Source organism: Holophaga foetida DSM 6591 (genome assembly GCF_000242615.2).
In the GTDB taxonomy this organism is placed as follows: domain Bacteria; phylum Acidobacteriota; class Holophagae; order Holophagales; family Holophagaceae; genus Holophaga; species Holophaga foetida.
Map to the genome: position 1 here is coordinate 2,172,916 of NZ_KI912268.1, position 23,967 is coordinate 2,196,882.

Here is a 23,967-nt window from a genome sequence, read left to right on the forward strand (position 1 = left end):
GGGCCGTTTTTTTCTGCCAACACCACGCAAGTCCACTCTATTGAATCCCAGAGGAGATGGAAGCATGATCACCCAGTATGCAGTTGCCGAGCCCGGCAAAGTCGTCCTCAAGACCAAGGAACTGGCCAAGCCCGGCCCTGGTCAGGTCCTGCTCGAAGCCGAATACAGCACCATCAGCATGGGCACCGAGAACGCCCTCATGGGCAACCACATCGTGCCCCTGCCCCAGCCCATCGGCTACAGCATGGCCGCCCGTGTCATCGAAGTCGGCCCTGAAGTCACCGATTTCAAGGTGGGCGATCCCGTCGTCACCACCGGCCAGCACGCCCAGTTCCTGCTGATGGATGCCAAGAACTGCACCCCCGCCCCCCACGGCGTGGACATGCAGCAGGCCGCCTTCTTCAACCTGGCCCACACCGGCATGTATGCCATCCGCCGCACCGGCATCAAGCTCGGCGAGCCCACCCTGGTCATGGGTCAGGGCCTTGTGGGCGCCATCACCGCCCAGCTGGCCCGCCTGGCTGGCGCCATGCCCCTCATCGTCACCGACCTCGATGACCGCCGCCTCGACAACGCCCGCAAGATGGGTGTCCAGTACGCCATCAACCCCAAGACCCAGCCCGGTGAGCTGGAGCGTGTGATCGAGAGCATCGGCTGGGGCGGCATCCCCGTGATCTTCGAGGCCACCGGTGCCCGCAAGCCCCTGGATCAGGCCTTCGAGCTGGTCTCCGAGCGCGGCCGGGTCATGATGATGTCCCAGGTCCACGGCGGCGACGCCCCCCAGTACGACAACAACCTGATGCAGAAGGGCGCCACCCTCATCGGCGGCTACATCAATTCCAAGCCCTTCGCCCTCAAGCGGGCCGACCTGACCATCAAGGGCGAGTGGCCCCCGGTCATGGGCGACAACCTTGTCCGCTACGTCAACTCCGATACCTGGACCAGCGACGAGGATATCCGGGTCATCCTGAACTTCATCAAGTTCGGGTCCCTCAATATCACGCCCCTGATCAGCCACCGCTTCGAGTTCGAGGAGATCTCCAAGGCCTACGACATGGTCTGGAACCTCGATCCCAACCTCCTCGGCGGCGTCATCCGCTGGAAGAAGTAGAGCAGGGTATCGCCTGGCAGCTGCCTGACCTGCGCGGATGGATCGCCTCCGCACAGCAGTCGGGGCAGTGGGCAGTTGGTTTTTTTCAGAGCCCACGGTGCCATAGCCGTGGGCTCTTTCGGAAGCGTCCCGTATGTGCAGTCAACCGTTCAAACGCTTGAACCCCTGGTGTAGGTGGATCCGGTGATCAAGTACGACCTCTTCGAATCCTTCGCATTCAACCTGAGCCGCACATCCGCAGCGGCCACAGCCGCTCTGTACCGCCGTCTGGCCCCCTTCGACATCACCCCCGTACAATGGGGCATCCTGTCCGGCCTCAAGGGCAAGGATGGCATCACCCCGTCAGAGCTGATGGGTGAACTGGAGCGGGATCTGCCTTCCACCATCCGGGTGATCTGGAAGCTGGAGGAAAAGGGGTACGTCTGCCGGGAGTGCAATCCATCGGATCGCCGCTCCTACATCGTGCGCCTGACACCGGAAGGCCACTCCCTCTGGGAGAGGCTTGTCCCCGTTGTCCTTCAGCTGAACTCTGAGGTCTACGGAGCTATCGACCCCGACTACCTCAAGCAGATGACACAGACGGTCCAGTGCCTGCAGGAGACGTACAACACGCTGCTGAGGGAATAGCCGCGGAGAAAGCGCTCGGACCCCCGCCATGGAACAGAACTGCTTGTAAAAGCAGAACCATCCACAGATAAATTGGATATACACCGATAAAGAAATGGTCTACGGGCGGGGCACCTGGGTCTGCCCCGCAACGCGGGGGCGGACGGCGAAGCCGCCGCGTTCAGCAAGGGAGAGGGAGGCTATGGCAAGCTCGCTTGCCTCCGCCTCCCTCTCCCTTGCTGAACCAGCCCCAGGCGCCCAGGTGGACATCTTTGAGGTGTTCATCCCCTGCATCTGTGGCTGAAATTGTCTTTTGCTTTTCTACTCGGACAAAACGAGATTCGTGGCCCCGAACGGAACGTCTATTCAGCCTCGAAGAGGATCATCCCCACGTAGCTCACGGTGTTCTTGCCGTTGTAGTAGGGGATGTTGATGGCCTTCTCCAGGTTGATGACATCAATGCCGTAGGCCTCGACGGAGGGGAAGGCCTGGTCCGGGAAGCGACAGGGCTGCTTGTCGTCAAGGTAGGTGCAGCGGGCACATAGCTCACAAGCCCCTGCATTGAGGGGCAGCATGCGCTTGATCTCGGTGCGGGTGCGGAAGTAGTCCATGATCTCCCGGAAGATCGGATCGTGGACCTTCTTGGCCGCGTACATGCCCTTCAGATCGAAAGAGCTGGCGATCTGGTGGACCGTCTGGAAGAAGAGCCCCTGCTTGTATTCCAGGGCCTTGGCCTTCAGCTCCTCAAAGGGACCCACCCCCGGAGGGCACATCCAGTTGGTGCCGTATTTGCGGCAGGTATCCTGCTCACAGGCCTTCCGGAATTCCGGCACGAAGTTGATCTGGGAGCTCAGGGCGATGGCGGCGTGATCCGCCTTGCGATCTAAGGCCGCCTGGACGAGTTCCTGAAAATCGAGAGCCACGGGAACCTCCCTGGTATGACGAAATGATGAGGATTCATTTTACGCAGTTCCAGGCATGACATAGCCTCATTCTTCTATATATTCCCAAGATAATGAAGCATCCCCTATCGCCCTCAGCAACCCGGCATGATCCCGTGGCGGGGGTCCATCACCCAGGGATAGGCCGCAGGAGGCGAGGGCTTGCTGGAGTTCGATCACCCTGGGAAGGCCGAAGCCGAAGCGCGGGAGGGTGGGGAAGACTTCCGGGAATTCATGGGCATGGCAGGAGGCCACCAGTCGCCCCCGCTCCAGCACAAAGGCCCGGTCGGCCCACGCATAGGCCAGGTCAATGGAGTGGGTGGAGAGAATCACCGTAAGCCCATCCGCGCGCAGCGTGTCGAGGAGCTCAAAGAATTCGCCCTGGGCCCGGTGGTCCAACCCAGCGGTGGGTTCATCGAGGATCAGCACCTCCGGCTCCATGGCCAGGAGCCCCGCAATTCCCGCACGCCGCTTCTGCCCATAGCTCAGGGCATGGACGGGGCGGTCCGCCAGATCCTCGAGATGGGTGTCGACGAGGGCCTTTTCGACTCGGCGCCTCACCGTCGCAACGTCCAGTCCGAGGTTCATGGGGCCGAAGGAGATGTCTTCCCGGAGGTCCGCCGAGACCAGCTGGGCATCTGGGTCCTGGAAGAGGATGCCCACCTTGCTGCGGACCTTCCGGAGCCCAGCCCGGCCATAGTCCAGGGCTTCGCCGTTGAGGAAGACCTGCCCCCCCGAGGGTCGGAGCACCCCGTTGAGCAGCATGAAGAGGGTCGATTTCCCCGCACCGTTGGCCCCCAGCACCACATTGCGCGATCCAGGAGCAAAGGCGAGGTCCAGGCCGTCCAGGGCCCGGACACCGCCGGGATAGCGGAAGGAGAGGGCACGGGCTTCAAGGATCGGTCCGGTCATCACCAGCCTCCAGGGAGAAAAAGGGCAAGCAGCAGGAGACCCAGGCCGACTCCGGCCCCTGCAAGGGCCCGGCCCGGCGACACGCGGTATTCGGGCGGCAGGACGCACAGCACCTCTCCGTATCCCCGCGAAAGCATCGCATTCCAGGCAAGATCCGCCCGCTGAAGGGAGCGGCCGAAGAGGTGACTGACCATCTGGCCCAGGGAGCGGAGTGAAGTCCGGAAGCTGCTGTAGCCGAGGCGGGAGGCCTGGGCCCGCTGCATCTGCCCCGCGGTCTCCAGCAGGATGAAGAGGGCGCGGTAGCTGATGGTGAGCATCTCAATGACGAAATCAGGCACTCTTCCCCAGCGCAGGAGCTGGATCAGATCGGTCAAGGGGGTGGTGGCCGCCAGGAAGAGCATGGCCGCCGTGCAGCCCAGGGAACGTGCGGTGACATGAACCGCCAGACGCAGGCCCTGTGGCGTGGTGCAGAGGGAAAGCCCGCGCCCCAAAGGCAGGCTCCAGGCCCCTTGCGGCGTGCCGATGTCCACGGCCAGAGAGAGGCCGCCCACCAGGAGAAAGCCCACAGGAAGGAGACTGATCCGAAGCCATGCCCCGAAGGGGATGCGTGCCACGCCCAGGGCCACCAAGCTCATGACAAGCAGGACCAGGAGCGGCACGATGGGCGAACGGGCCAGCAGCGAGGCCATCAGGCACAGGATGGCAAAGATGGCCTTCTCTGCTGGGTGCACCCGCCGGAGGCGGTTGGCGTACGCCAAGTCATCCATGAGCACGGGCGCCCCTATGCCTTCACATCGGAACCAGACTTGGCGCGGCGGGATCCGAAGTAGTACCCGATGAACCCGGCTCCCACGGCGGCTTGAAGGGCGAAGAGCATGCTCTCCACCTCACCGCTTGGCGGGCGCATCAGGGGAATGGCCCAGGGCTTGTAGCCGGGCGAGACTTCAGCAATGGCGTCCTGGGCCTGGCCATCGGCTCCCGTGAACATCTCGACCGCCTCGCCTCCAGGGCCGGTCTTCGGTCTGACAATAACCAGGGGGGCTGCCACCAGCAGGACCACCATCCCCAGCATGATGAGGTTTCCCTTCCTGCCCATCACAGGTCCCCTCCTGCGTCCCGCAGAAGCCCCATATTCCGGAAGGAATGGGCGTTGTGCTTGGCCAGCAGGTTGAAGATGATCACCGTCAAGAGCCCCTCGCTCAGGGCCAGGGGGATCTGGGTGAATGCGAAGATGCCACCGAATTTGAGGAAGGAGGAGAGGATTCCGCCCTGGGCTGCGGGGAATGCGAGCGCCAGTTGGAGTGCGGTCGTGAGGTACGTCGAAAGGTCCCCCAGGAAGGCCGCCAGAAGGACCGCGGTCCATACGGGGAGACCGATCCGCTGGGCAACTTTGAAGGCGCCGTAGGAAACGAAGGGCCCGACGATCGCCATGGAGAAGACATTGGCGCCCAGGGTGGTGAGCCCGCCATGGGCCAGGAGGAGGGCCTGGAAGAGCAGCACGATGGCCCCGATGGGCGCCATCACCAGGGGGCCGAAGAGCACGGCGCCCAGGCCGGAACCCGTGGGATGGGAGCAACTCCCGGTCACCGAGGGCATCTTGAGGGCCGATAGCACGAATGTGAAGGCGGCGCTGACCCCCAGCACCATCTTCAGTTCAGGCATCTCCTGAGCCCGCTTCCGGATGGAGCGGAACCCAAAGGCCACAAAGGGCGCAGAGGCGACTCCCCACCCGACAGCATGAACGACCGGCAGATAGCCTTCCATGATGTGCATGTCTAACTCCTTTGGTGAGTTGCAAGAATGACAAGATCAGCCAGAACCTCGGGATCAGAGGCATCCCCGGCACCGTTCGGCCTTCGGAGCAGCACGAGAAGCACCCCCTCCAGGCGGCAGGCCTCGGCCTTGGCCCCCAGGCCTCCGGCCTCGCCGCTGTCCTTGCTCACCAGAACCCCGGCCCCGGTGTGGCGCAGATGGGCGCGATTGGTCTCCAGATCAAAGGGGCCGCGCATGGCCATCACGCATGCCCGGTCGAGGCCAGCCTCCTGGCAGCTCCTCCAGCTCTCCGGATGGTCCAACACCCGCGCGTAGACCGGCAGCCCGGTCTCCCTTGAGGCCCGAACGTAGGGCTCCAGGTGACGGCTCCCCGAAGTGAGCAGCACGGGACGACCGAAGGAGAAGGCCACCCGGGCGGCCTCCTCGTGGTCCGTCACCCAGTGGACGGATTCATCACCAAGCCTCGTCTCCCCCCTGCGGAAGCGCAGCAGGGGCAGGCCTGTGAGGCGAGCCGCCTCCTGGACCGCAGCGTGCAGCTCCGTGGCGAAGGGGTGCCCCGCATCCACCAGGGCACTGATCCCCTCCCGACAGCAGAGCTCCGCCAGGGCGGCCCCATCCAGGCGCCCCCAACGTCGACGGACCCCCTCGGGCAGGGCCAGGGGAGCGTCGGTGGCGGTGGAGACCAGCACCTCAAGACCTCGGCCCAGGAGGGCTGAGGCCAGGGGTCCGGTCTCCGAGGTGCCGCCCAGGAGGAGGATCATAATTCGTAGCCCCGGGGGGTGATGAACCAGCCAGAACTGACGCGGCTGCCCTTGTTGCCGATGATGACCAGGCTGCGCATCCCGACATCTTCCGAAAGGAGGCGCTCCAGGGTGGAGAGGACGATGCGCTCCTCGGGAGCGCCAACCGCCGTGGCGATGCCCACGGGGGTGGAGCCGGGACGGTGCTTCAGCAGGATCTCCACGGTCTCCTCAAGCTGCTTGATCCGGCGCTTGCTGCGGGGGTTGTACAGGGCCAGGACCATATCGGCCTCAGCCACGGCGGCGATGCGGCGGCGAATGGTATCCCAGTCCACCATGAGGTCGGAAAGGGAGATGCAGGCCCAGTCCAGCATGAGGGGGGCCCCCATGCGGGCCGCCGAGGACTGGGCGGCGCTGACCCCGGGGACGATCTCGATGGGGACCGAGAAGCCCTCGGCCTCGGCCATCTCCAGGGCCAGGCCCGCCATGCCGTAGATCCCAGCATCGCCGCTGGACACCAGGGCCACCTTGGCCCCGGCCTGGGCAGCCTGGAGGGCGGCCCGACAGCGTTCGACCTCGGCCATCATGCCCGAGGCGATCCGCTCCTTGCCATCCAGCAGGTCCTTCACATGATCCAGGTAGAGGTCGTAGCCCGCCACCACCGAGGCCTCCAGAATGGCATTCTCGGCCCGGCGGGTGCGATCCAGGATGCTTCCGGGGCCAATGCCCACCACGCTCAGTTTTCCGGTCATACGGGTTCCTCCTCCCGGGCCACGGCCACGGTGACGCCTCCGACAATGGTGCGGGGCAGGATCAGTCGGGTGCGGCGTCCCGCCAGGAGCGCCGCGGGTTCGGCCACCCCCGGCAAGTCCAGACGCCTGCGGGCGGCGCCGCTTTCCTGAAGGTCCAGGGGAGCCTTGCGGATCTCCTCGGACAGAATGGTGCGGAAGGGGATCTCCAGGCGCCGGGAGAGTTCCATGAGCCCCACTTCGTCGGCCTTGATGTCCACACTGGCCAGGTAGCGCACCTGGGAGAGTTCCCCCCCACACTGGCCCAGGCCCTCGCGAAGTGCTGCCTCCAGGGCCTCGGTCGAGGTTCCCCGGCGGCAACCCAGGCCCACGATGAGGTCCTTGGCGGCCTCGGAGGTGGTGGTGATCACGGGCTCGGCCCCCAGGGCATTGCCAACCGCCAGGGCCAGGTCGTTGGCCCCGCCCTCGTGACCACTCAGCAGACTCACGGCCCAGCGCCCCAGGACATCAGTGACCACCACCGCAGGATCCTTCAGCTTGTGCTGAACGGAGGCCGCGATGGCGCGCACCACCACCCCCGAGGGCATGACATAGACCAGGCGCCGGTAGCGGTGGAAAATCCTCGGACTCAGCTCCACCACCCGGTCGAAGGTTTCTGCATCGGGAGGCGCAGCCTCCCGATGGACGTAGAGGTCCGCAGGCCCCAGCCGCTCGGCCAGGAGGCGGCAGACCTTCAGCCCCTGCTCCGAGAGGGTGATGAGCGCCAGATCATTCGGCACTGCGGAACCCGTGGGCGAAGCTGGCGTCGTAGAGTTTCGACTTGGCGTGGCCCCGGGACAGGGCGGGCCCCACCAGGATGAGGGCCGTCATGTTGACATCTTTGGTCATCTCCCCGATGGTGGCCAGGGTGCCCTTGTAGATCTTCTCGTCGGGCCAGGATGCCTTGTGGACCACCGCCGCCGGGCATTCGGCGCCGTAGAAGGGAATCAGTTCCTCCGCCACCTCGCCGATCTTGTGGGCCGAGAGGTAGAGGCAGAGAGAGGCCCGGAGGGCCGCCAGCTGCGGCAGGTCCTGCCACTCGGGCATGGGGGTGCGGCCCTTGGTGCGGCTCAGGACGATGGTCTGGCTCAGCTCGGGCACCGTCAGCTCGGCGCAGAGGGCGGCGGCGCTGGCCTGGAAGGCGCTGACCCCGGGCACCACGGAGTATTCGATGCCCAGCTCGTCCAGGGCATCCATCTGCTCCCGGATGGCCCCGTAGATGCTGGGGTCGCCGCTGTGGAGGCGGATCACGTCGATGCCGCGCTGCTGGGCCTCGGCGCAGACCGCCGTGGTCTGTTCCAGGCTCATGGCGGCGCTGTCATGGCGCTCGCAGGTGGGCAGCAGTTCCTCCAGAACCTGGGGATTCACCAGGCTCCCGGCATAGATGCAGACCTTGGCGTTGCGGAGGAGACGGCGGGCCTTCACCGTCAGGAGTTCAGGATCACCAGGGCCAGCGCCCACAAACCACACCTTCATCGCACTTCTCCTTCAACAATGAGCACACTCAGGGAATCGCAGCCCGCCCGGGCCAGGGCCGCGGGTTCCATGCGATCGATTCGCTGGCCCGGCAGGCCCAGACGCTCGCAGCGCCAGACCGCTTCCCGATCCAGGTGGGCCGCCAGCTTGGCCGCAAAGGCGGCGGCCTCATCGGAGCCCGCCAGGATGGCAAAGGGCCCACTGTGCACCGCCCAGGCGGGATCCCACTCGGGCACCTCGCCGTGGGCCCGAAGGATCCGGGCATCCAGCCAGTCCAGCCCGACCTCGGAAAAGGCCAGCTGGACGCTGCTGATGCCAGGGATGACACGACAGGCGTCCTTCCCGAAGCGTCGCCGCAGCGTCCCCGCCAGGCTGGCAACACCGGGATCGCCCGTGACCAGGACGCTAATACGCTTCTGACCCATGCGGGATTCCAAGGCATCCAGGAAGGGCTCCAGGCCACCGGCGTAAGGCAAGCGCTCGCCGGGGGCCTCCGGAAAGAGTTCCAGGAGCCGGGGTGTCCCGGCCAATACTTCAGCTTCCAGAGCGGCCCTGCGGGCAGCGGGGGTGATGAGGTCAGGATCACCGGGACCACAGCCGACGATGAGGAGCGGAGCCGTCATGACAGCACCTCCGGGAAAAGAGCCTCACGCGGAGACGCGGAGGCGCGGAGAAAGCGGGAAAAGAGATAGAGGGCGGAATCGCAAGGGGTTGACGCGGTCACTCGCCATCTCCTCCCTGGCTCCAGGCTCCGCGCCCTCCGCGCCTCCGCGTGAGACATGCCTTTCATGCCGCCCCCCACAATCGCCCATCCATGGTGCAGAGCGCCACGGTGACGGGTCGCTCCACCAGAGCGGTCACGCTGGCATGGATCCGCTGGACCAGTTCCCGGGTCAGGAGGCCCTGCCCTTGGGGGTCCAGAGCCTGGAAGAGGCCCTCCACCGTGGGGAGATCGAAGAGCGCCCGACCCGTGAGATCCCGGGCCAGTTCTGCCACCTGCGGAATAGGGCTGGGACTGCGGGAGCTGTGGGTGTCCCAGTGGCCCATCCAGAGCTTGGCGAGCTTGCCGGGGTGGCCCACCACCAGGAAATCCGTGAAACCCACCTTCTTGGCGGTCTCCAGGGCGAAGCCCCACTCGTTGGAGACCTCCACCACCTGTTCGGGTCCCAGTTCAAAGTGCGTTCGGGCGGCCTTCTCGCCGATGTGCCCAGGCACCAGGGCCACCTTCCGGTAGCCTGCGGCCCAGGCCACATCCAGGGCCACGGCGATGGTCGCCTTGATGGCCTCCAGACTGAAGGGGCGCACTCGGCCGGTGGTGCCCAGGACGGAAAGCCCGCCCCGGACACCGAGACGGGGGTTGAATGTCCGGGCCGCCAGCTCCACCCCCCCCGGGATGGAAACCTCAAGTTCGGCACCCCGCTGCGAAAGGCTGCGCAGGGCGACTTCCATCATGTGCCGGGGGCCCGGATTGATGGCGGGTTGCCCCGCCGGGATCTGGAGGCCGGGGAGGGTCACGGTGCCCACCCCGATTCCAGCCTTGAAGGTGATCCGACTATCCTCCCGCCAGCGAAGGCGGACCCGGATCTCGGAACCATGGGTGATATCGGGATCGTCCCCGGCATCCTTGCAGACCGCAGCCTCGGCACCCTCCGGAAGAGGGCAGACCCAGAGCACCGGCAGGGCGTCCAAGCCTCCGTCAGGGAAGGCAATCGATTCAAGGGCCCTGGGCGCCAAGCCCAGCGCAAGGCGGGCAGCCGCCTGGGTGGCCGCCGCAGCGCATGCGCCGGTACTGAATCCCATGCGCATCAGGCGATCCAGGGCTTGTGGGCCTTGTGGACCAGGACGGCGCTCATGTAACCCAGGCTGGCGTCCACGTCGTCCAGGTCTGAGAAGAGCTGTTCCCGGCCCTCCTGCTCCACGGCGTAGGCCAGTCGCGAGCACTCCAGGAGGCCCTTGGATTTCAGCAGCTCCCGCAGGGCCGGGAGACCGCCTCCCACCTTGTAGAGGGCCAGGGTCTCGGAGCGGTCCAGGGCCTCGGACACCGCCTCGAGATCCGTGGCGGGCATGAGGGTGAGGCGGTCCTCCTGAAGGGTCAGGGGCAGACCGAAGGACGCGGCGGCGGCCTGCATGGCGCTGATGCCGGGCACGATATGCAGGCGGTCAGAGCTCACCCGGGCCGCCAGGGCCTCCAGGAGGTAGGCGCTGGTGCTGTAGATGAGGGGATCCCCCAGGGTGATCTGGACCACAGACTTGCCCGCCTCCAGTCGGAGGAGAATCCAATCCGCCACCTCGGCCCAGACCGCCCGGGTCTTCTCCTGATCCCGGACCATGGGATAGACCTGTTCCAGAACCTCCTGGCCCTTGATGTGGGCGGCGGCGATCTTGAGGGCCAGACTTTCCTCGCTGCGGTTGCTGCGGGGGGCCACCACCACATCGCAATCCTCAATGAGGCGGGCGGCGCGAAGGGTGATGAGATCCGGGGCTCCAGGGCCCACGCCCACGGCGTAGAAGTGGCCCTTCTCAGGTTGCATGATCATGCCGTCTCCAGTGCGTTGCGAAGCTGTTCGATGAAGTGGTGGCGAACCCAGGGCCTTTCCCCAAGGACGGCCCCGAAGCCGAAGTCCGAAACCCCCAGGCGGGACTTGAGGCTGTCCTCTTCCTCCCCCAGGATGTCGTTGCGAACGTGGTCCCCGGCCACATAGAGGAAGGGGTCCACATGGACCTTCCCCGCGACCCGGGCACGCCCCATGAAGGCATCCAGGGCCTCGGGGGCATCGTCGCCCTCCAGGCGGGTCATGAGGAGATCGGGGTGGAGCTGCCCCAGGCGATCCGCCAGGGCCTTCAGCTCCTCGTTGAACTTGGCCTCGTGGGCGTGGCCGTGGGCCACCACCATCACGGGGCGATCCTGGGGCAGTTCCGCCCCCAGGCATTGGGCGATGGCTTCGATATCCGCCGGGGTACCCAGGAGGGGACCGGCATAGGACACCTCAAGGCCCCGGGTATCCTCCGCGAGGATGCCCTGATGCTGCTCGCCAGGCACGAGGTGAAGGCTCAGGAGGGCAACGTTCCGGAAGCCCCGGGCCTTCAGGTCAGCGTAGGCCTCGGAGAGGAGCTGAACCTTCTCCCCCTTGGCCTGGAGGCGGGCCACCAGGCTCTTGGCGGTGTAGGCCCAGACGATCTCGCGTCCAGGAAAGGCCAGTCGGACTTCAGCATCGAAGTGCTCGTAGGCCACCCGGGCCGCCGAAGACATGGCCCCGAAGGCCACGATGAGGATGGGGGTCGTCATGTCGTTGCCTCCCCGAAAGCCATTAACTGAGTCAACGCGGAGGGCGCGGAGGTACAAAAGAAAGGGCGCAGAGGAAAAGAAAAAAGCGAGAAAAGAGGAGAAGAAACAGAAGCAGAACCAGCGACTGCCCCAGAGCGACCCCGGCCCGGTTCCGGGCGGGCAGCGCCCAGGAGGCGCGCCTGCGCGCCGGAGGGGCGAGGTCCACCCGGAACGCGGGAGGCGCAGCCGACCGCCTCCGCGCAGCGGAGCGGCCGGGGGCGTGTAGAAGTGCGTATCATTGCCCGCAAACTTCTCCGCGCCCTCTCTTTTGCTTTTCTCTGCGCCCTCTGCGTTCCTGCATTTCCCGGTCGATGGAACGGTCTCATGCCCGCTCCTTCGCCAGCACCGCCAGCGCATGGATCGTCGCCACCACCAGAGGGCTACCCCCGCGACGGCCCTTGAGGGCGATGGCGGGGACATCCAGTCCCAGCAGCTCATCCTTGCTCTCCACCACGTGGACGAAGCCCACGGGCATGCCCACCACCAGCGCGGGGCGCAGGCCCTCCTCCACAATCATGCGGTTCAGCTCCAGCAGGGCCACCGGGGCGTTGCCGATGGCCACGATCCCGCCTTCCAGCTGGGCCTTGGCCTTGCGGATGGCGAAGAGACTCCGAGGCAGCCCCGTGCGCTTGGCCTCCTCGGCGATATCGGGATCCGCCACATGGCAGTGGAGGGATGCGGGGGAATAGCCGGGATTCACCGCCTTCAGACGGGCCTGGCTCAGTCCCGAGCGGATCATGTTGGCGTCGGTGAAGATGGGGGCACCATTGCGGAGGGCCTGGATGCCCGCCTCCACGGCCCCGGCATGGAAGACCAGGTCCTTCAGGATGGAGAAGTCCGCACAGGTGTGGACCATGCGTCGGGCCACGCCCCACTGCCCCGCATCGAAGCTGTGCTCGGGAGCCTCGCGATCGATGGCGGCGAAGGAGGCCCTTTCGATGTCCTCCCCGCTCATGGGGTTGGCCATCAGGTGATGGATCAGGGACTTCATGCCAGGACCTCCGAAGGGGTAAGGATCTGCCGCAGGCCAACCACCTCGCCCACGACGATGAGCCCGGGCCCGCTGTATTTCTCGTTGGCCACCTGCCCCGCGAGGGTCTCCAGGGTGCCCTGGATCACCCGCTGACTGCGCAGGGTGCCGTTGATGATGAGGGCCGCCGGCGTGGTGGCGGGGCGACCGTGGGCCACTAGGCGATCGCAGGCGTGCTGCAGCATGGACTTGCCCATGAAGAGCACCAGGGTCTCCGGGCCGTGGGCCATGCGATGCCACTCGTCCTCACAGGGCCCCTCACCGTGGTGCTTGTGGAGGCTGAAGGCCCCCACGGAATTGCCGAAATCGCGGTCGGTGACGGGGATGCCCGCCGCCGCCGGAACGGCACTCAGACTGCTTACTCCGGGCACCGTCTGAAAGCCAACGCCAGCTTCAGACAATGCCCGGGCCTCTTCGCCCCCCCGGCCGAAGAGGTAGGGATCTCCGCCCTTGAGGCGGACGATTCGCTTGCCCTCCCGGCCCAGCTGGACCAGGAGTTGATTGATCTGGGTCTGCGTCATCACCGCATTCCCCTTGTGCTTGCCCACATCGATGCGCTCGGCCTGGGGCGCGTGGAGATCCAGCAGGGCCGGATTGGCCAGGGCATCGTGGAGCACGATTTCGGCGCCCCGTAGGGCCTCCGCCGCCTTTAGGGTCAGCAGCCCGGGATCCCCGGGACCCGCCCCGATCAGGGTGACCGAACCCTTCCGGGGGGTCGGGTGCACAAGCTCCTCCAGCTTGTGGAAGATGGCCTCGCGGACCGCCTCGGGCTGCTCCCAGCCCAGGCTGGCCAGGAGATCGGACTCGGCGATTTCCGTGAGAATGCGTTCCCGTTCGCGTCCCGGCAGGGCCTTGAAGCGCGGCTCGGCGCGGAGTTCGGCGATCAGATCCAGGAAGACCTCGTAGTGCGCGTCATAGCGGACCTCTGCCTCCCGCCGGAGTCGGGCCGCCAGGGCCGGACAACGGCCATCGGTGGCAAAGGAGACACTCAAAGCCCCCCGACGCAGGGTGGAGGGGAAGCTGATGTCCGAATCCCCGGGGGCATCGGCCCGGAGCACCATGGCGCCCTGCGTCCGGGCATCCAGGGCGATCTGGGCATTGGCCTCGGCATCATTGGTGGCAGCCACCACCAGGAAGGCCTTGAGGTCTTCAGGGCCCCCGTACGGCCGGGCCTCGTGCTCGATCTCCAGACTGGCCCAGGCGGCTGCATCCCCCTCGAGGCTCGGCGCAATGACCCTCACCACGGCTCCCGCATCCTTGAGCTTCAGAGCCTTGCGAAGGGCGACACGGCCCCCACCCAGGATTACGCAAAGACGGTTCTGAAGCCTGATCTGCACCGGCAGGGAGGGATGCACCACCTGTATCGAATTCTCGGGACCCACGCCAAGCTCCTTGCGGGTTGCCGGGGACGGAGGGCGAGGGACTGGTGTCCCTGGCACCGCCTGCTCCCTCGGCAGGGGTTCTAAGCACAGGGCCGGTCTCCGGACTTGCGATAAGGCTGGATCTGACGATCCTCCAGAGTCTTCCCGGTTTCCCAGTGACCCTGGCTTCTGGCCGCACACCCGAAGGTGCGTCGCTTACCGTTGCGGGGCAGTGTCGGCTTTGAACCGACTTCCCGAACACCGTATGCATGTTGTAAGTGGTCATACTAGCACAGTGATCCCTCCGAACACCCTGAAATTCGAAAACCTCGACCGGCTCCTATAAACTGAGTCCACCTTGGAGAAATGCGATATGAATAGGCTCCGACGGCTTACCCTTTCCCTCGCCCTTGCGATCACCCTGGCGCCGTTCATCAGTGCCGGCGCTGGGCGCCCCCTGGGATCGGGGGCGCCCACCCAGGTGCAGGCCCAGGTGTCACCCGGGGGAAGGAAGCGGCCGGAGGCCCGGCAGATACGCACGACCATCCTCTTCTTCAACGATCTGCACGGACATCTGATGCCTTTCAGAATTCAGAAGGGCGACGGCACCCAGGTGGAGGTGGGGGGTGTCGCCGGCATTGCCACCCTGGTCAAGGAGATCCGGGCAGAGAACGCACGGAAGGGCATCCGGACGGTCCTGCTCATGGCCGGGGACGTGCTCCAGGGCACCCCAATGTCCACGGTCTTCCAGGGGAGGCCCGACATCGAGGTGTTCAACGCCCTGGGCGTGGACGCCATGACCGTCGGCAACCACGAATTCGACTTCGGCCTGGACAACTTCCTCCGCCTGAAGAAGATGGCCCGCTTCCCCATCATCAGCTCCAATGTGGTCTGGAAGCGGGGGCGCAGCCTCATGAACCGCCCCTCGGCCACCTTCCCCCTCGGCCAGGGGATCAATCTCACAGTGATCGGCGCCACCACCCAGGAGCTCCTGGTGACCACGGCCCCGGGCAATGTGGAGAAGGTTGATGTGCTGGATTCGGTCCAGACCGTGAGCAAAGGGTACCGGAAGGCCCGGAGGCACGGCCCGGTCCTCCTCCTCTCGCACAGCAAGTTCCAGACCGACTCGGAGATCGCCAAGGCCAACCCGGGACTGACGGCTATCATCGGCGGCCACGACCAGATCCTTTTCGACCCGGCCAAGTACGCCGCTGGGGTTCCTGTCTTCCAAGCTTTTGAGAAGGGGCGCTTCCTCGGAAGGCTCGATATCGTCGTCAACCCCAGGACCGGACGGGCGGCCATCGAGAAGTGGGCCTACATCCCCATCACGGCGGAGATCCGCCAGGACCCGGAGATCGCTCGGCTCCTGGAGGCCTACAACGCCCAGCTCAGCGCCACCTTCAAGGAGGTGGTGGGCGAGTCCCTGGTATTCCTTGATGGCGAGCGGGGGCGTATCCGCTACGAGGAGACCAACCTGGGCAACTTCGTGAGCGACATCATGCGGCAGCACACGGGCTCCGACCTTGCCCTCCTCAATGCCGGCTCCCTGAGAGCCAGCCTGGACAAGGGGCCAGTCACCATCGAGGACATCTTCAAGGTGATGCCCTACCCGAATGAGATCCTCGTGGCCAGGCTCACCGGAGCCGAATTGCTGGAAGCCCTCGTGCGCTCCGTGCGGGGCTCCCGGGAGGATGAGGACGGCGGCTTCCTCCACGTCTCCGGAATCACCATGAGGATCAGAGGCCACTCGGTGACGGAGGTGAAGGTCGGCGGAAACCCCATCGACCCCGCCAGAACCTACACCGTCACACTCACCGACTTCATGCACGCAGGGGGAGACGGGTACAAGGTCTTCACCGGCAAGCCTGCAACCAATACCCGCCTCCCCCTCAGGGAGCTCCTGGTGGACACGATCCGCAAGCAGGGTCGGGTCACGGCGAAAGTGGACGGCCGCATGTTCAGGGAACAGCAACCATGATCCCTCTAGCCTTACTCCTGCTGAGCCTGGCCCCGGGTCTCCCACCCCTCTTCCCCGAGCAGGTGCCGCTCCCCCCGGGGGCGCAGGTCCAGCAGGTCCATGACCGTTCCGGGGCCCCGGCGGGCCACCAGTCCATCGTCGTGGTCCTGAAGCCCCGCCATGGCACCCACGGGGTGGTCGACTTCTACCGGGCGACCTTCACCCGAATGGGGGCCCAGGTCCTGGAGCCCGCTCCCCAGGTGCCGGTCATCAGCGCCACCCTCCCGGGCTGGCGGGTCACCGTAACGGTCACGGAAGGACTGGGCACCTTCATGGTAGGGGTGGAGCCAGAGGGGGGCACCTTCACCGCCCACTACCGCCCCCAGGAGCAGCGGCCCCCGGCCTCACCCCTCGACCTTCCTCCGGTGGAGACATCGGCCTGGCGCCTCTCCGGAGGAAGCTATCCCGGAGACAACGACCCGGGGGCCTTGCTGGTGCGGCGCGCCGATGGCAGCCTCTGGGGCTTCGGCGCCGGACTGGTCCATCCGGGCCGGACGGACGCCCATGGGAAGCCTTACTGCCACAAGGAGGCCGTGCCCCTGGCGCCGACCCGCATCGCCTCGGAGGTTCGTTTTGCGGCAGTGGCTCCCGGCGCCCCCTATGGCGCCGTGTTCTTCATTGACGGAGGGGGAAGCCTGAGGAGCCAGGGAGCGGACTGCGGGGGGCGGATCGGGCAGGGGGTCTGGGATGCGACCTTCCGCTGGTTCGACGCCCGCCCCATCCTGGCGAACACCCGATTCGTGGCGACAGGCCCATGCAACACCGCAGCCATCACCGAAGACGGAGGGCTCCACGTGTGGGGCTCCAGCCTCTCAGGCCAGATCCCCGGCACCCGGGAGCCCTCGGTACAATCCCCGGCGCGGGTCATGGAGCAGGTGGTGCATGTGGCCGTGGCCCGAGACGCCATCTACGCCGTGAAGCGGGACGGCACCCTCTGGGGAACTGGACGGAATGCGGACGGTTATGGCCTCCTGGGCGAAGCCGTCCGGCAGCCCGGACTCCCCAGGGTGGCATGGCCCCAGGACTGATTCCCGTCAGAGACCGTGCATAGAGCTGACATCAACGGATTCACTGCTTCACCAGCTCCACCCGGCGATTCTTGGCCCTTCCGGCCTCCTTGTCGTTGCTGGCCACCGGGGCGATGGGGCCGATGCCGTGGGGGATCAGGCGTGCGGAGGAGATGCCGTAGCTCCCAGTAAGAGCCGCCACCACCGCCTCGGCCCGGGCCCTGGAGAGCTTCATGTTCAGCTCCAGGCCCGCCACGTTGTCGGTGTGGCCCACCACATGCAGCCTGAGGGCTGGCTGGCCCTTGAGGAGCTTGGCGATCTCCTGGAGTGCGACCTCTGACCCCGGCTTGATCTCGGATCGGCCCGTGTCGAACAGGATGCCATAGACCGCGATCCGCCCTTCGGCCTTGATCCCGGCACCAAGGGCGGCTGCGTCTGCCACGACCTCCTGCTTCATCTCGCCTTTTTCCACGATCCTGAGCAGATACTGCTCGGCAATCACAGCGTTGACGTGCACCCACACCTCCGCGCCGTCCTTGGCCACCTTGTAATACTGGTCGCCTTCCCCGTTGTTACCCACCTGGACACCCCCGACCCTCGCCAGGGCGTTCTGGATGTTGCGGTGGACCGCCACCGGGGCGGGCGCCTTCGCCCCCTCGTTCAGGGCGTACATGATCTCGGTGTACCGGCCTTCCACCGGGACCTCCTTCCGCCCCATGAGGAAGGCATGGGTGGAGAAGGCGTGCTGCGTGCAGCGCTGGATTCGGAAGCCGGGGAAGCGGGAGAGCAGCGGGTGGTCCCGGCAGCCTTCTGCGTCCGGTTCCTGGGCGAAGGCCGGAACGGCGCAGAGGACGAGAGCAGCCGGAAAGAGAAGGCCTCGGTGCATGATGTCTCCTGTCATGGGATCTGGAATCAGACGGCCATTCTACCCGTATCACAGGCTCTTCATAGGCTCGACTTGTCATATTCAGCGATCCGCCCCCTGCCCTACGGCCACAGGCGTTATCGGTCACAGCTCACCCTGCACACTGGATATGGAGGAGCACGGGTTCCCCACCGGTGTGAAAATGCCATCAGGGATCGCCCACCCATCCGGGGAGATCCCCGGAGGCCCCCCTGCCCATGTCTGAGGTCCAACAAGCCCTTGCCCGCCTTGCCGCACAGGAGAGGATCCAGCCCCGGCTCTGGCTTGCCCTCAGGGCCGCTACTGCCTTCATGGCCCCTCTGCTCCTGGGTGCTGCCGGGATGGTCCACCCTTTCCCAGCGCTCATCGCCAGTTTCTCGGCCCACAGCATCACCATGCAGGATGTCCGCGGCCACTATGGCCTGCGGTTCAGGATCCTCCTCTTCCAGACCCTCGTCGTGGCTGGAGCCGTGGGCCTCGCCGCGGCGACAGGAGGCGGCCCGATCCTCGCCATCCTGGCGGCAGGGCTCATCGCCATGGGGGCGGGTTTCCTGCGGCACATGCTGCCCGAATACGGTCCAGGCATGGCGGCGGCCTCCGCCATGCTCTTCTTCACCACCCTGGCAGCGCCCCACGCCATTGGCCCGACCCAGGGCCTGGGGCTGGTGCTGGCTTCTGTCCTGGGCTCCCTCTGGGGCACTCTCCTGGTGGTCATGGCCTGGCCCATCGCGCCCCAGCATCCCCTGCGGGCCGCGCTGGGGGAGAGCTGGCAGGCCCTGGCTGACTTCTGCGACGCCATGGAGGCCAGGCCCGTGACGGAGCTGGCCCAACGACATCAGGAGATGGCGGCGCGGGAGCTGGCCCTGGACCAGATCCAGGCCCGCACCCAGAAGGTCCTGGACGGCGCTGGCCACCCCAGGCAGCGCCCTCTGCTCCCCGCCTTCATCCTGCTCAACCGCCGGGCTGGAGGAATGGCCGACCGGTTGAGCGCCCTGGACCAGCTCCTGGTGGCCGAGGGGGCGGACCCGGGCGTGGAAGAGGCCTTCCACACCCTGCTGCACGCGCTGTCCAATACGTCCAGGAGCATCGCCATGGCCCTGGTTTCCCGGCGAATGGATCAGACGGAGCGGGCCGCCCTGCGCCTGGCCAGGGCCTCCAGCCTCCTGGAAGTCCTCAGGACCCGCCTGGAGGGAAAACTGCAAGCCCCCGCCAGCGACCACGCCGTGGATCTGCTCCGCAGCCTCGATGGATTCCTGATGGATCTTCCACCCATCCTTCGCTCCACCCTGGGCGACAAGGCCCCGGTGGAGATGCCCTCCCTGGAACTGGCGGACCTGCATGTCCCTGCCCCCAGTCCCCTGGAGCGCGCCTTCAATCTCAACCACGGCATGGGCCGGGACCTCTTCCGCTTCAGCCTCCGGCTGTCAGTGGCCATGGCCATCGGCACCGCCATCTTCAAGTCCTTCCACCTACCCCACGGTTTCTGGATCCCCTTCAGCACTCTGGTGGTGCTTCAGCCGGACTTTGGCGCCACCTGGAACCGAGCCCTCCACCGCGCCATCGGAACGCTCCTGGGAGGATTGGCGGTCAGCGCCCTGGTCTGGCTGCAGCTTCCCTCCTGGGGACTATTGAGCCTGACGGCCCTCCTCTGCGGAGCCTTCACCTATTACGTCCGGCGTCATTACGGTACTGGAATCTTTCTCCTCACCATGCTGGTGATCCTGCAGCTCGAAGCACCTGGGCCTGCCAGTCTTCTTGTCACCATTGAGCGTCTGGCCTGCTGTGTCCTTGGCAGCCTGTTGGCGGTCCTGGCGGCTTGGCGGCTATGGCCGGTATGGGAGGAGCAGCGCATCCGTCCCCTCCTGGCGGAAGCCATGAAGGCCACCGGGGCCTACTTCGAATCCCTGCTGGGGGCCATCAACCGGGGCGAACCCCATCCGTCAAGGCAGCTCCTCCGCTTCAAGCTCCAGGCCGAACTGGCCCACGGCCGGGCCTTCGCGGGACTCGGGCGGATGGGCAAGGAACCCGCCGGGCACCGGACGAACCTCGCGACCATCGCCATCCTGGCCAACGGCAGTCTGCGCCTCACCCACATCCTGAACTCCATGCTCGCCAGATTGGGCCAGGAGGCCCCCCCGGCACCCGCCCTCAAGCTCGACCGATTCGGAGGCTGCGCCGCCAAGATCCTTGAGACCCTGGCGGCCCGCCTCGAAGGGAAGGACGGCCCCAGGAAACCCTGCCAAGCCCTCTGCGAGTGGCGCCAGGCCCCCCTCCAGGCCACAGGTCCGGACGCCTGGCTCTCCGCCCGGCTGGGCCATGCGGCGGTGGAACTGGAAGGCCTGCGCCTCAGCGTCGAGGAGATGACGGGGAAAGCGGAAGCGCCGTCAGATCAAGACCCTTCGCACCAGCAGGCAACAGATCGTCACAAGGCCTGATACCCGAAAGCCCCCGGCAACGGACAAGTTGGCTGGGGAGGTTCATCGTCCTTACTGCTTTTATCCTGCCTATCCTGCACATCCCAGCTCATCTCTTTTTCGGCTGAGCAAAGTCGATAATCAGGGAAGAGAATGCTGCGGTTAACCAGGACACTCAGGCTTGGTTCCGCATAGCGGGGCAGCCTGGGTGCCCACCCCTTGATGGGCTTTCTTCAGTGCCTCCCCGTCCATCCCCGGCCGTTATTCTTCTCATCCGAGTGTTCGCGGGGTGCTCCCATCAATCCGCTGGCAGGAGGTGTGAACGGTTACTCGCCAGCTTCATCCTCGCCACCCACCGCTCCGCCCACTCCGGCTGGGCGCCGAAGTGAAGGTGGGCGTAACCCGCGAGAAGGTTGCCCTTGGCGTAACCCTCCGGTCCCCCCTCGCCGCGAAGGTTCTCCATCTGCCAAGCCGGAGCCGCCAGTTCCCCTTCCCATACGGAGTGGTGGAATTCGTGGGCCTTGCCCTCGGCCCCGGCGCGGCAGAGGAGGGTATCCCGCTGGGCCTTCAGCTTCTTGTATCCGAAGGACTGGAGCCGCTCCGTCATCCGGGTTCGCCCCGGGATGATCCCGGCCATGGGGTGGGCGCGCCCTTCCAGGTCCACCAGGGCCTCGCTGAGGGCCATGTAGCCCCCGCATTCCGCGAAGATTGGCAGGTCCCGGGCGTGAGCCTCCCGGAGGTCCGCCAGGAAGCCGGTGTTGGCCGAGAGTTCGGCGGCGTGGAGCTCGGGATATCCCCCGGGCATATAGAGTCCCGCCACCCCCTCCGGAAGGCGCTCCCGCAGGGGGGAGAAGGGCACCCAGCGCACCCCCAGGCGTTCCAGGCGATCCAAGGTGTCGGCATAGGTGAAGCAGAAGGCCTCGTCCCGGGCCAGGGCCACGGGCAGCTCTCCGGGTTGGGCCAAGGGAAGAGCCGGAACGGCCAGGGGCACCCGCGCCAGCCCCCGCAGACGCTCCAGATCCACCGTCTCCCCGATGTCCGCCGCCAGCCCGTTCAGGGCGCCCTCCAGGCCCTCCACCTCGTGGGGGCGGTAGATGCCCAGGTGACGCTCCGGGAGCTTCCATGCCTTGGACTTCGCCACGTACCCCAGGACTTGGACATCCGTGTGGGCCTGGATGGCAGCCTCCTGGAGACGGAAGTGCCGCTCCCCCGATAGACGGTTGAGGATCACCCCGGCCAGGTCCAGGTCAGGCCAGATCCGGCGGTGCCCAAGCACCGTGGCCGCCACGCTGCCCCCGGTACCGGCCCCATCCACCACCAGCACCACGGGAAGACCGAGACGCTTGGCAAGGTCCGCAGCAGAGCCCCTGAAGTCCACGGCATCGGCTCCGTCGAAGAGCCCCATCACCCCCTCAACCAAGCTCAGATCAGCCCCCATCGAACCCTTGGCATAGCCTTCCCGCAGGCCGGAATCGTCCATGAACCAGCCGTCCAGGTTCCAGCTCCGGCGTCCCGCCGCCACGGCATGGAGCTGGGGGTCCAGGTAGTCCGGCCCGGTCTTGAAGGGGGCCACCACAAGCCCCTGATTGCGGAAGGCGCGCATCAAGCCCACAGAAAGGGTGCTCTTGCCGCACCCGGAATGAGTCCCCGCAAGGAGGAAGGCCGGGGGGGGCGCAAGTTGGGCTCGATTCACGGGTTGCCTCACTGATCAGACCAGATCAATTATCCAGTCCAGCCCCCCCTCTGTCCAAAAATCCCGGTTCAACCGCCCGCTTTGACCATTGGAAGCCCCCCCCGAGCGAATGGGATTGAACCTCTGGCCAGAGCCGACCTGACCCCGCATATTCACAAGCGGGTTGAACAGCCCTGAATGGAGTCGAGGCATGGATCTCGGAAAGTTGGCACTATCAATGGTCGTTACTCTAGGCCTCAGCGCAGGCCAACCCGGTCCCTGCCCGGGCCCCCGCCCCCCCGCTCCCTGCCCCCTCCTGGAGATGGCAGGCCCCCTGGATCTGAACCAGAAGCAGCAGGATCAGATCCGCCAGAAGTTCGAGGCCCATGCCAAGAGCATGGAGGCCAAGCGCACTGAAACCCACAAGGCCCGCCAGGCCGTCATGCAGGCCATGGGCGATCCCACGGCGAAGCCCGAGCAGCTCCGCGCCCTGGCCGCCAAGGAGGCCCAGACCCACCTCGACGAGCTACTGGAAGGCCACGCCCTCCTCCAGGAGACCGATGCCCTGCTGACCAACGAACAGCGGGCCAAACTCGCCAAGATGCGCTCAGAGCACCCCTTCCCCGGCCCTGGAGGCCCTGGTGGCCCCCGCCAGCCTGGGCCTGGATTCGGTGGTCCCGGCCGCCCTGGTCACCCCGGCGCCATGCCGCCTCCCCCGCCGTGCGACCGGGACATGGAGGAGCCACCCCGCGAGGGGGGTGCCCAGGCTCCCAAAGCAGAACACTGATTTCCCAGAAAGCGAAGAGGGGGAGGCATGTCCGCATGCCTCCCCCTCTTCCTTTTTACGACTGGAGCAGGGGCCTGGCCTTCTTGATCCTCGCAAGGAGAGCCTTCACTGCGGGAGACGATTCGAAGCGGCGATGCAGCACCAACAATTCGGAATAGGCCTCGATACCCTCCAGAGGCACGAACCGCGCACCATGGGTCTTGAGGACATTGGCGGACTCGGGGATCACGCTCACGCCGTGTCCCGCCGCCACCAGGCTCAGGAGGGTCGCCACACCCCCCAGGCGGATATGGATGGAGGGCCGGAAACCCGCCTCGCGGCACAAGGTCAGCAGAGAATGCCCCAGGCCCATCCCCGGGGGATCATCAAAGGTCAGGAAGGCCTCCCCAGCCAGTTGGGCCAGGGCCAGGCTTGAGGCTCCCGCCAGGGGATGGGCCTCCGGCAGAACCGCCACGATCCGCTGTCTGGCGAGGACGAAGGTACTCAGTTCATCCGGGAGGTTGGGGGGAAGGGGCCCACGGGCGATCCCGATGTCCAGGCGGTGGGCCTGAAGCCCCTCGATCTGGGGCAGAACCGCCATCTCGTGGAGCTGGAGCTGGACGCCTGGGTGCTCCAGATCATGCTGGCGCAGCAGCAGGGGAAAGGTCGGGCGGTACATCACGCTGCCCACGAATCCGAGGTCGATGCTCCCGGTCTCGCCACGGGCCGTCTCCCGGGCCACACGCATGGCCTTTTCGGCACTGGCCAGGGCCTGCCTCGCCTCGGCCAGGAAGGCGGTGCCCGCTTCCGTCAGTTCCACCCGGCGGTTGGCCCGGTGGAAGAGAAGGACGCCGAGCTGGTCCTCCAGGGTACGGATCTGCTGGCTGAGGGCGGGCTGGGCAATGCCCAGCTTTTCCGCCGCTCTGGCGAAGTGAAGCTCTTCCGCGGCGGTGGTGAAGTAGCGGAACTGACGGAAGTCCAAGGCGCCCCCACTATTGATAAGTAAAAGTTATCAAAATCACACGAGTAATACAATTGATTGAATATTCCAAGCTCGGATAATCCAGAACAGCTCTTTTGTTGTTTTCCCCGGCGCTGCTTGCAGTTTGCACCCGGAGTTCCTC

24 protein-coding genes and 1 riboswitch are annotated in these 23,967 nt (G+C 66.1%); of the genes, 6 read left to right on the forward strand and 18 right to left on the reverse strand.

Annotation, left to right across the window (positions count from 1 at the left end):
- Nucleotides 1–64: 64 nt before the first annotated feature.
- Together HOLFODRAFT_RS0209655 and HOLFODRAFT_RS20380 are read left to right on the forward strand one after the other, a co-directional pair.
- A complete protein-coding gene (locus HOLFODRAFT_RS0209655) occupies nt 65–1,111 on the forward strand; it encodes a zinc-dependent alcohol dehydrogenase (RefSeq protein ID WP_005038269.1) in 1,047 nt (348 codons plus the stop codon).
- Between the two features lie 183 nt (nt 1,112–1,294).
- Nucleotides 1,295–1,738, forward strand: coding sequence for a MarR family winged helix-turn-helix transcriptional regulator (locus HOLFODRAFT_RS20380; RefSeq protein WP_005038270.1), 444 nt, complete (start codon nt 1,295–1,297; stop codon nt 1,736–1,738).
- Between the two features lie 341 nt (nt 1,739–2,079).
- Here the strand turns inward: HOLFODRAFT_RS20380 and HOLFODRAFT_RS0209670 are convergent, their stop codons facing one another.
- From HOLFODRAFT_RS0209670 to cobA, 15 genes are all read right to left on the reverse strand, one after another.
- Nucleotides 2,080–2,640, reverse strand: a complete 561-nt coding sequence (locus HOLFODRAFT_RS0209670; RefSeq protein ID WP_005038272.1) for a DUF2284 domain-containing protein — start codon at nt 2,638–2,640, stop codon at nt 2,080–2,082.
- A 66-nt stretch (nt 2,641–2,706) separates the two neighbouring features.
- On the reverse strand, nt 2,707–3,570 hold the full coding sequence (locus HOLFODRAFT_RS20385) for an energy-coupling factor ABC transporter ATP-binding protein (protein ID WP_005038273.1): 864 nt from the start codon (nt 3,568–3,570) through the stop codon (nt 2,707–2,709).
- On the reverse strand, nt 3,570–4,337 hold the full coding sequence (gene cbiQ / locus HOLFODRAFT_RS0209680) for a cobalt ECF transporter T component CbiQ (RefSeq protein WP_005038275.1): 768 nt from the start codon (nt 4,335–4,337) through the stop codon (nt 3,570–3,572). Before cbiQ ends, HOLFODRAFT_RS20385 begins: the two co-directional genes overlap by 1 nt.
- A 14-nt stretch (nt 4,338–4,351) precedes the next feature.
- Entirely contained in the window at nt 4,352–4,666 is a 315-nt protein-coding gene (locus HOLFODRAFT_RS0209685) for an energy-coupling factor ABC transporter substrate-binding protein (RefSeq protein ID WP_005038277.1), read from the reverse strand.
- Complete coding sequence (locus HOLFODRAFT_RS0209690; protein ID WP_005038278.1) at nt 4,666–5,343, reverse strand: energy-coupling factor ABC transporter permease; 678 nt, start codon at nt 5,341–5,343, stop codon at nt 4,666–4,668. The genes HOLFODRAFT_RS0209685 and HOLFODRAFT_RS0209690 overlap by 1 nt, the downstream gene beginning before the upstream one ends.
- A gap of 2 nt (nt 5,344–5,345) precedes the next feature.
- Nucleotides 5,346–6,104 carry a precorrin-6A reductase gene (gene cobK, locus HOLFODRAFT_RS0209695; RefSeq protein ID WP_005038280.1) on the reverse strand — a complete coding sequence of 253 codons (759 nt, stop codon included), beginning with the start codon at nt 6,102–6,104 and terminating at the stop codon, nt 5,346–5,348.
- Nucleotides 6,101–6,835: a precorrin-3B C(17)-methyltransferase gene (gene cobJ / locus HOLFODRAFT_RS0209700; RefSeq protein WP_005038282.1), complete on the reverse strand. Its 735-nt coding sequence runs from the start codon at nt 6,833–6,835 to the stop codon at nt 6,101–6,103. Before cobJ ends, cobK begins: the two co-directional genes overlap by 4 nt.
- On the reverse strand, nt 6,832–7,611 hold the full coding sequence (locus HOLFODRAFT_RS0209705; protein ID WP_005038284.1) for a cobalamin biosynthesis protein: 780 nt from the start codon (nt 7,609–7,611) through the stop codon (nt 6,832–6,834). Before HOLFODRAFT_RS0209705 ends, cobJ begins: the two co-directional genes overlap by 4 nt.
- The gene (gene cobM, locus HOLFODRAFT_RS0209710; RefSeq protein ID WP_005038286.1) at nt 7,601–8,347 is read right to left on the reverse strand and encodes a precorrin-4 C(11)-methyltransferase; all 747 of its coding nucleotides are present in this window, start codon (nt 8,345–8,347) and stop codon (nt 7,601–7,603) included. The genes HOLFODRAFT_RS0209705 and cobM overlap by 11 nt, the downstream gene beginning before the upstream one ends.
- Nucleotides 8,344–8,970, reverse strand: coding sequence for a precorrin-6y C5,15-methyltransferase (decarboxylating) subunit CbiE (gene cbiE / locus HOLFODRAFT_RS22965; protein WP_005038288.1), 627 nt, complete (start codon nt 8,968–8,970; stop codon nt 8,344–8,346). Before cbiE ends, cobM begins: the two co-directional genes overlap by 4 nt.
- Before the next feature lie 163 nt (nt 8,971–9,133).
- The gene (gene cbiD / locus HOLFODRAFT_RS0209720) at nt 9,134–10,153 is read right to left on the reverse strand and encodes a cobalt-precorrin-5B (C(1))-methyltransferase CbiD (protein WP_005038290.1); all 1,020 of its coding nucleotides are present in this window, start codon (nt 10,151–10,153) and stop codon (nt 9,134–9,136) included.
- Nucleotides 10,153–10,884 (reverse strand): precorrin-2 C(20)-methyltransferase, encoded by a 732-nt coding sequence (gene cobI / locus HOLFODRAFT_RS0209725; protein WP_005038291.1) that lies wholly within the window; start codon nt 10,882–10,884, stop codon nt 10,153–10,155. Before cobI ends, cbiD begins: the two co-directional genes overlap by 1 nt.
- Nucleotides 10,881–11,633: a sirohydrochlorin cobaltochelatase gene (locus HOLFODRAFT_RS24830; protein WP_005038292.1), complete on the reverse strand. Its 753-nt coding sequence runs from the start codon at nt 11,631–11,633 to the stop codon at nt 10,881–10,883. The genes cobI and HOLFODRAFT_RS24830 overlap by 4 nt, the downstream gene beginning before the upstream one ends.
- Before the next feature lie 361 nt (nt 11,634–11,994).
- Complete coding sequence (locus HOLFODRAFT_RS0209735) at nt 11,995–12,663, reverse strand: precorrin-8X methylmutase (RefSeq protein ID WP_005038294.1); 669 nt, start codon at nt 12,661–12,663, stop codon at nt 11,995–11,997.
- Nucleotides 12,660–14,084, reverse strand: a complete 1,425-nt coding sequence (gene cobA, locus HOLFODRAFT_RS24835) for a uroporphyrinogen-III C-methyltransferase (RefSeq protein ID WP_005038295.1) — start codon at nt 14,082–14,084, stop codon at nt 12,660–12,662. Before cobA ends, HOLFODRAFT_RS0209735 begins: the two co-directional genes overlap by 4 nt.
- Before the next feature lie 73 nt (nt 14,085–14,157).
- Nucleotides 14,158–14,344, reverse strand: a riboswitch (cobalamin riboswitch).
- A 92-nt stretch (nt 14,345–14,436) separates the two neighbouring features.
- On the opposite strand from cobA, the gene HOLFODRAFT_RS20400 reads away from it, so the two are divergent.
- A complete protein-coding gene (locus HOLFODRAFT_RS20400) occupies nt 14,437–16,041 on the forward strand; it encodes a bifunctional metallophosphatase/5'-nucleotidase (RefSeq protein ID WP_005038296.1) in 1,605 nt (534 codons plus the stop codon).
- Nucleotides 16,038–17,108, forward strand: a complete 1,071-nt coding sequence (locus HOLFODRAFT_RS0209750; protein ID WP_005038297.1) for an RCC1 domain-containing protein — start codon at nt 16,038–16,040, stop codon at nt 17,106–17,108. Before HOLFODRAFT_RS20400 ends, HOLFODRAFT_RS0209750 begins: the two co-directional genes overlap by 4 nt.
- A gap of 40 nt (nt 17,109–17,148) precedes the next feature.
- On the opposite strand, the gene HOLFODRAFT_RS0209755 is transcribed toward HOLFODRAFT_RS0209750, so the two are convergent.
- Nucleotides 17,149–17,973: an OmpA family protein gene (locus HOLFODRAFT_RS0209755; RefSeq protein WP_005038299.1), complete on the reverse strand. Its 825-nt coding sequence runs from the start codon at nt 17,971–17,973 to the stop codon at nt 17,149–17,151.
- Nucleotides 17,974–18,209: 236 nt separating this feature from the next.
- On the opposite strand from HOLFODRAFT_RS0209755, the gene HOLFODRAFT_RS0209760 reads away from it, so the two are divergent.
- The gene (locus HOLFODRAFT_RS0209760) at nt 18,210–20,426 is read left to right on the forward strand and encodes an FUSC family protein (RefSeq protein WP_005038301.1); all 2,217 of its coding nucleotides are present in this window, start codon (nt 18,210–18,212) and stop codon (nt 20,424–20,426) included.
- A gap of 277 nt (nt 20,427–20,703) precedes the next feature.
- Here HOLFODRAFT_RS0209760 and HOLFODRAFT_RS0209765 read toward each other — a convergent pair whose 3' ends face one another.
- Nucleotides 20,704–22,098 carry a cobyrinic acid a,c-diamide synthase CobB gene (locus tag HOLFODRAFT_RS0209765; protein ID WP_005038303.1) on the reverse strand — a complete coding sequence of 465 codons (1,395 nt, stop codon included), beginning with the start codon at nt 22,096–22,098 and terminating at the stop codon, nt 20,704–20,706.
- A gap of 190 nt (nt 22,099–22,288) precedes the next feature.
- Here HOLFODRAFT_RS0209765 and HOLFODRAFT_RS0209770 point away from each other — a divergent pair, with 190 nt between their 5' ends.
- On the forward strand, nt 22,289–22,864 hold the full coding sequence (locus tag HOLFODRAFT_RS0209770; protein WP_005038305.1) for a Spy/CpxP family protein refolding chaperone: 576 nt from the start codon (nt 22,289–22,291) through the stop codon (nt 22,862–22,864).
- 55 nt (nt 22,865–22,919) lie between these two features.
- On the opposite strand, the gene HOLFODRAFT_RS0209775 is transcribed toward HOLFODRAFT_RS0209770, so the two are convergent.
- Nucleotides 22,920–23,825, reverse strand: a complete 906-nt coding sequence (locus HOLFODRAFT_RS0209775; protein WP_005038307.1) for a LysR substrate-binding domain-containing protein — start codon at nt 23,823–23,825, stop codon at nt 22,920–22,922.
- Between the last annotated feature and the right edge of the window lie 142 nt (nt 23,826–23,967).

What these genes read in the sequence shown, in the direction of transcription:
- HOLFODRAFT_RS20385 (WP_005038273.1), bottom strand. Translation starts at nt 3,570, where the DNA reads ATGACCGGACCGATCCTTGAAGCCCGTGCCCTCTCCTTCCGCTATCCC.
- HOLFODRAFT_RS0209750 (WP_005038297.1), top strand. Translation starts at nt 16,038, where the DNA reads ATGATCCCTCTAGCCTTACTCCTGCTGAGCCTGGCCCCGGGTCTCCCA.
- HOLFODRAFT_RS0209735 (WP_005038294.1), bottom strand. Translation starts at nt 12,663, where the DNA reads ATGAAGTCCCTGATCCATCACCTGATGGCCAACCCCATGAGCGGGGAG.
- HOLFODRAFT_RS0209690 (WP_005038278.1), bottom strand. Translation starts at nt 5,343, where the DNA reads ATGCACATCATGGAAGGCTATCTGCCGGTCGTTCATGCTGTCGGGTGG.
- HOLFODRAFT_RS20400 (WP_005038296.1), top strand. Translation starts at nt 14,437, where the DNA reads ATGAATAGGCTCCGACGGCTTACCCTTTCCCTCGCCCTTGCGATCACC.
- HOLFODRAFT_RS0209655 (WP_005038269.1), top strand. Translation starts at nt 65, where the DNA reads ATGATCACCCAGTATGCAGTTGCCGAGCCCGGCAAAGTCGTCCTCAAG.
- HOLFODRAFT_RS0209770 (WP_005038305.1), top strand. Translation starts at nt 22,289, where the DNA reads ATGGATCTCGGAAAGTTGGCACTATCAATGGTCGTTACTCTAGGCCTC.
- cobK (WP_005038280.1), bottom strand. Translation starts at nt 6,104, where the DNA reads ATGATCCTCCTCCTGGGCGGCACCTCGGAGACCGGACCCCTGGCCTCA.
- HOLFODRAFT_RS0209760 (WP_005038301.1), top strand. Translation starts at nt 18,210, where the DNA reads ATGTCTGAGGTCCAACAAGCCCTTGCCCGCCTTGCCGCACAGGAGAGG.
- cbiE (WP_005038288.1), bottom strand. Translation starts at nt 8,970, where the DNA reads ATGACGGCTCCGCTCCTCATCGTCGGCTGTGGTCCCGGTGATCCTGAC.
- cbiQ (WP_005038275.1), bottom strand. Translation starts at nt 4,337, where the DNA reads ATGGATGACTTGGCGTACGCCAACCGCCTCCGGCGGGTGCACCCAGCA.
- cobJ (WP_005038282.1), bottom strand. Translation starts at nt 6,835, where the DNA reads ATGACCGGAAAACTGAGCGTGGTGGGCATTGGCCCCGGAAGCATCCTG.
- cbiD (WP_005038290.1), bottom strand. Translation starts at nt 10,153, where the DNA reads ATGCGCATGGGATTCAGTACCGGCGCATGCGCTGCGGCGGCCACCCAG.
- cobM (WP_005038286.1), bottom strand. Translation starts at nt 8,347, where the DNA reads ATGAAGGTGTGGTTTGTGGGCGCTGGCCCTGGTGATCCTGAACTCCTG.
- HOLFODRAFT_RS0209685 (WP_005038277.1), bottom strand. Translation starts at nt 4,666, where the DNA reads ATGGGCAGGAAGGGAAACCTCATCATGCTGGGGATGGTGGTCCTGCTG.
- HOLFODRAFT_RS24830 (WP_005038292.1), bottom strand. Translation starts at nt 11,633, where the DNA reads ATGACGACCCCCATCCTCATCGTGGCCTTCGGGGCCATGTCTTCGGCG.
- cobI (WP_005038291.1), bottom strand. Translation starts at nt 10,884, where the DNA reads ATGATCATGCAACCTGAGAAGGGCCACTTCTACGCCGTGGGCGTGGGC.
- HOLFODRAFT_RS0209755 (WP_005038299.1), bottom strand. Translation starts at nt 17,973, where the DNA reads ATGCACCGAGGCCTTCTCTTTCCGGCTGCTCTCGTCCTCTGCGCCGTT.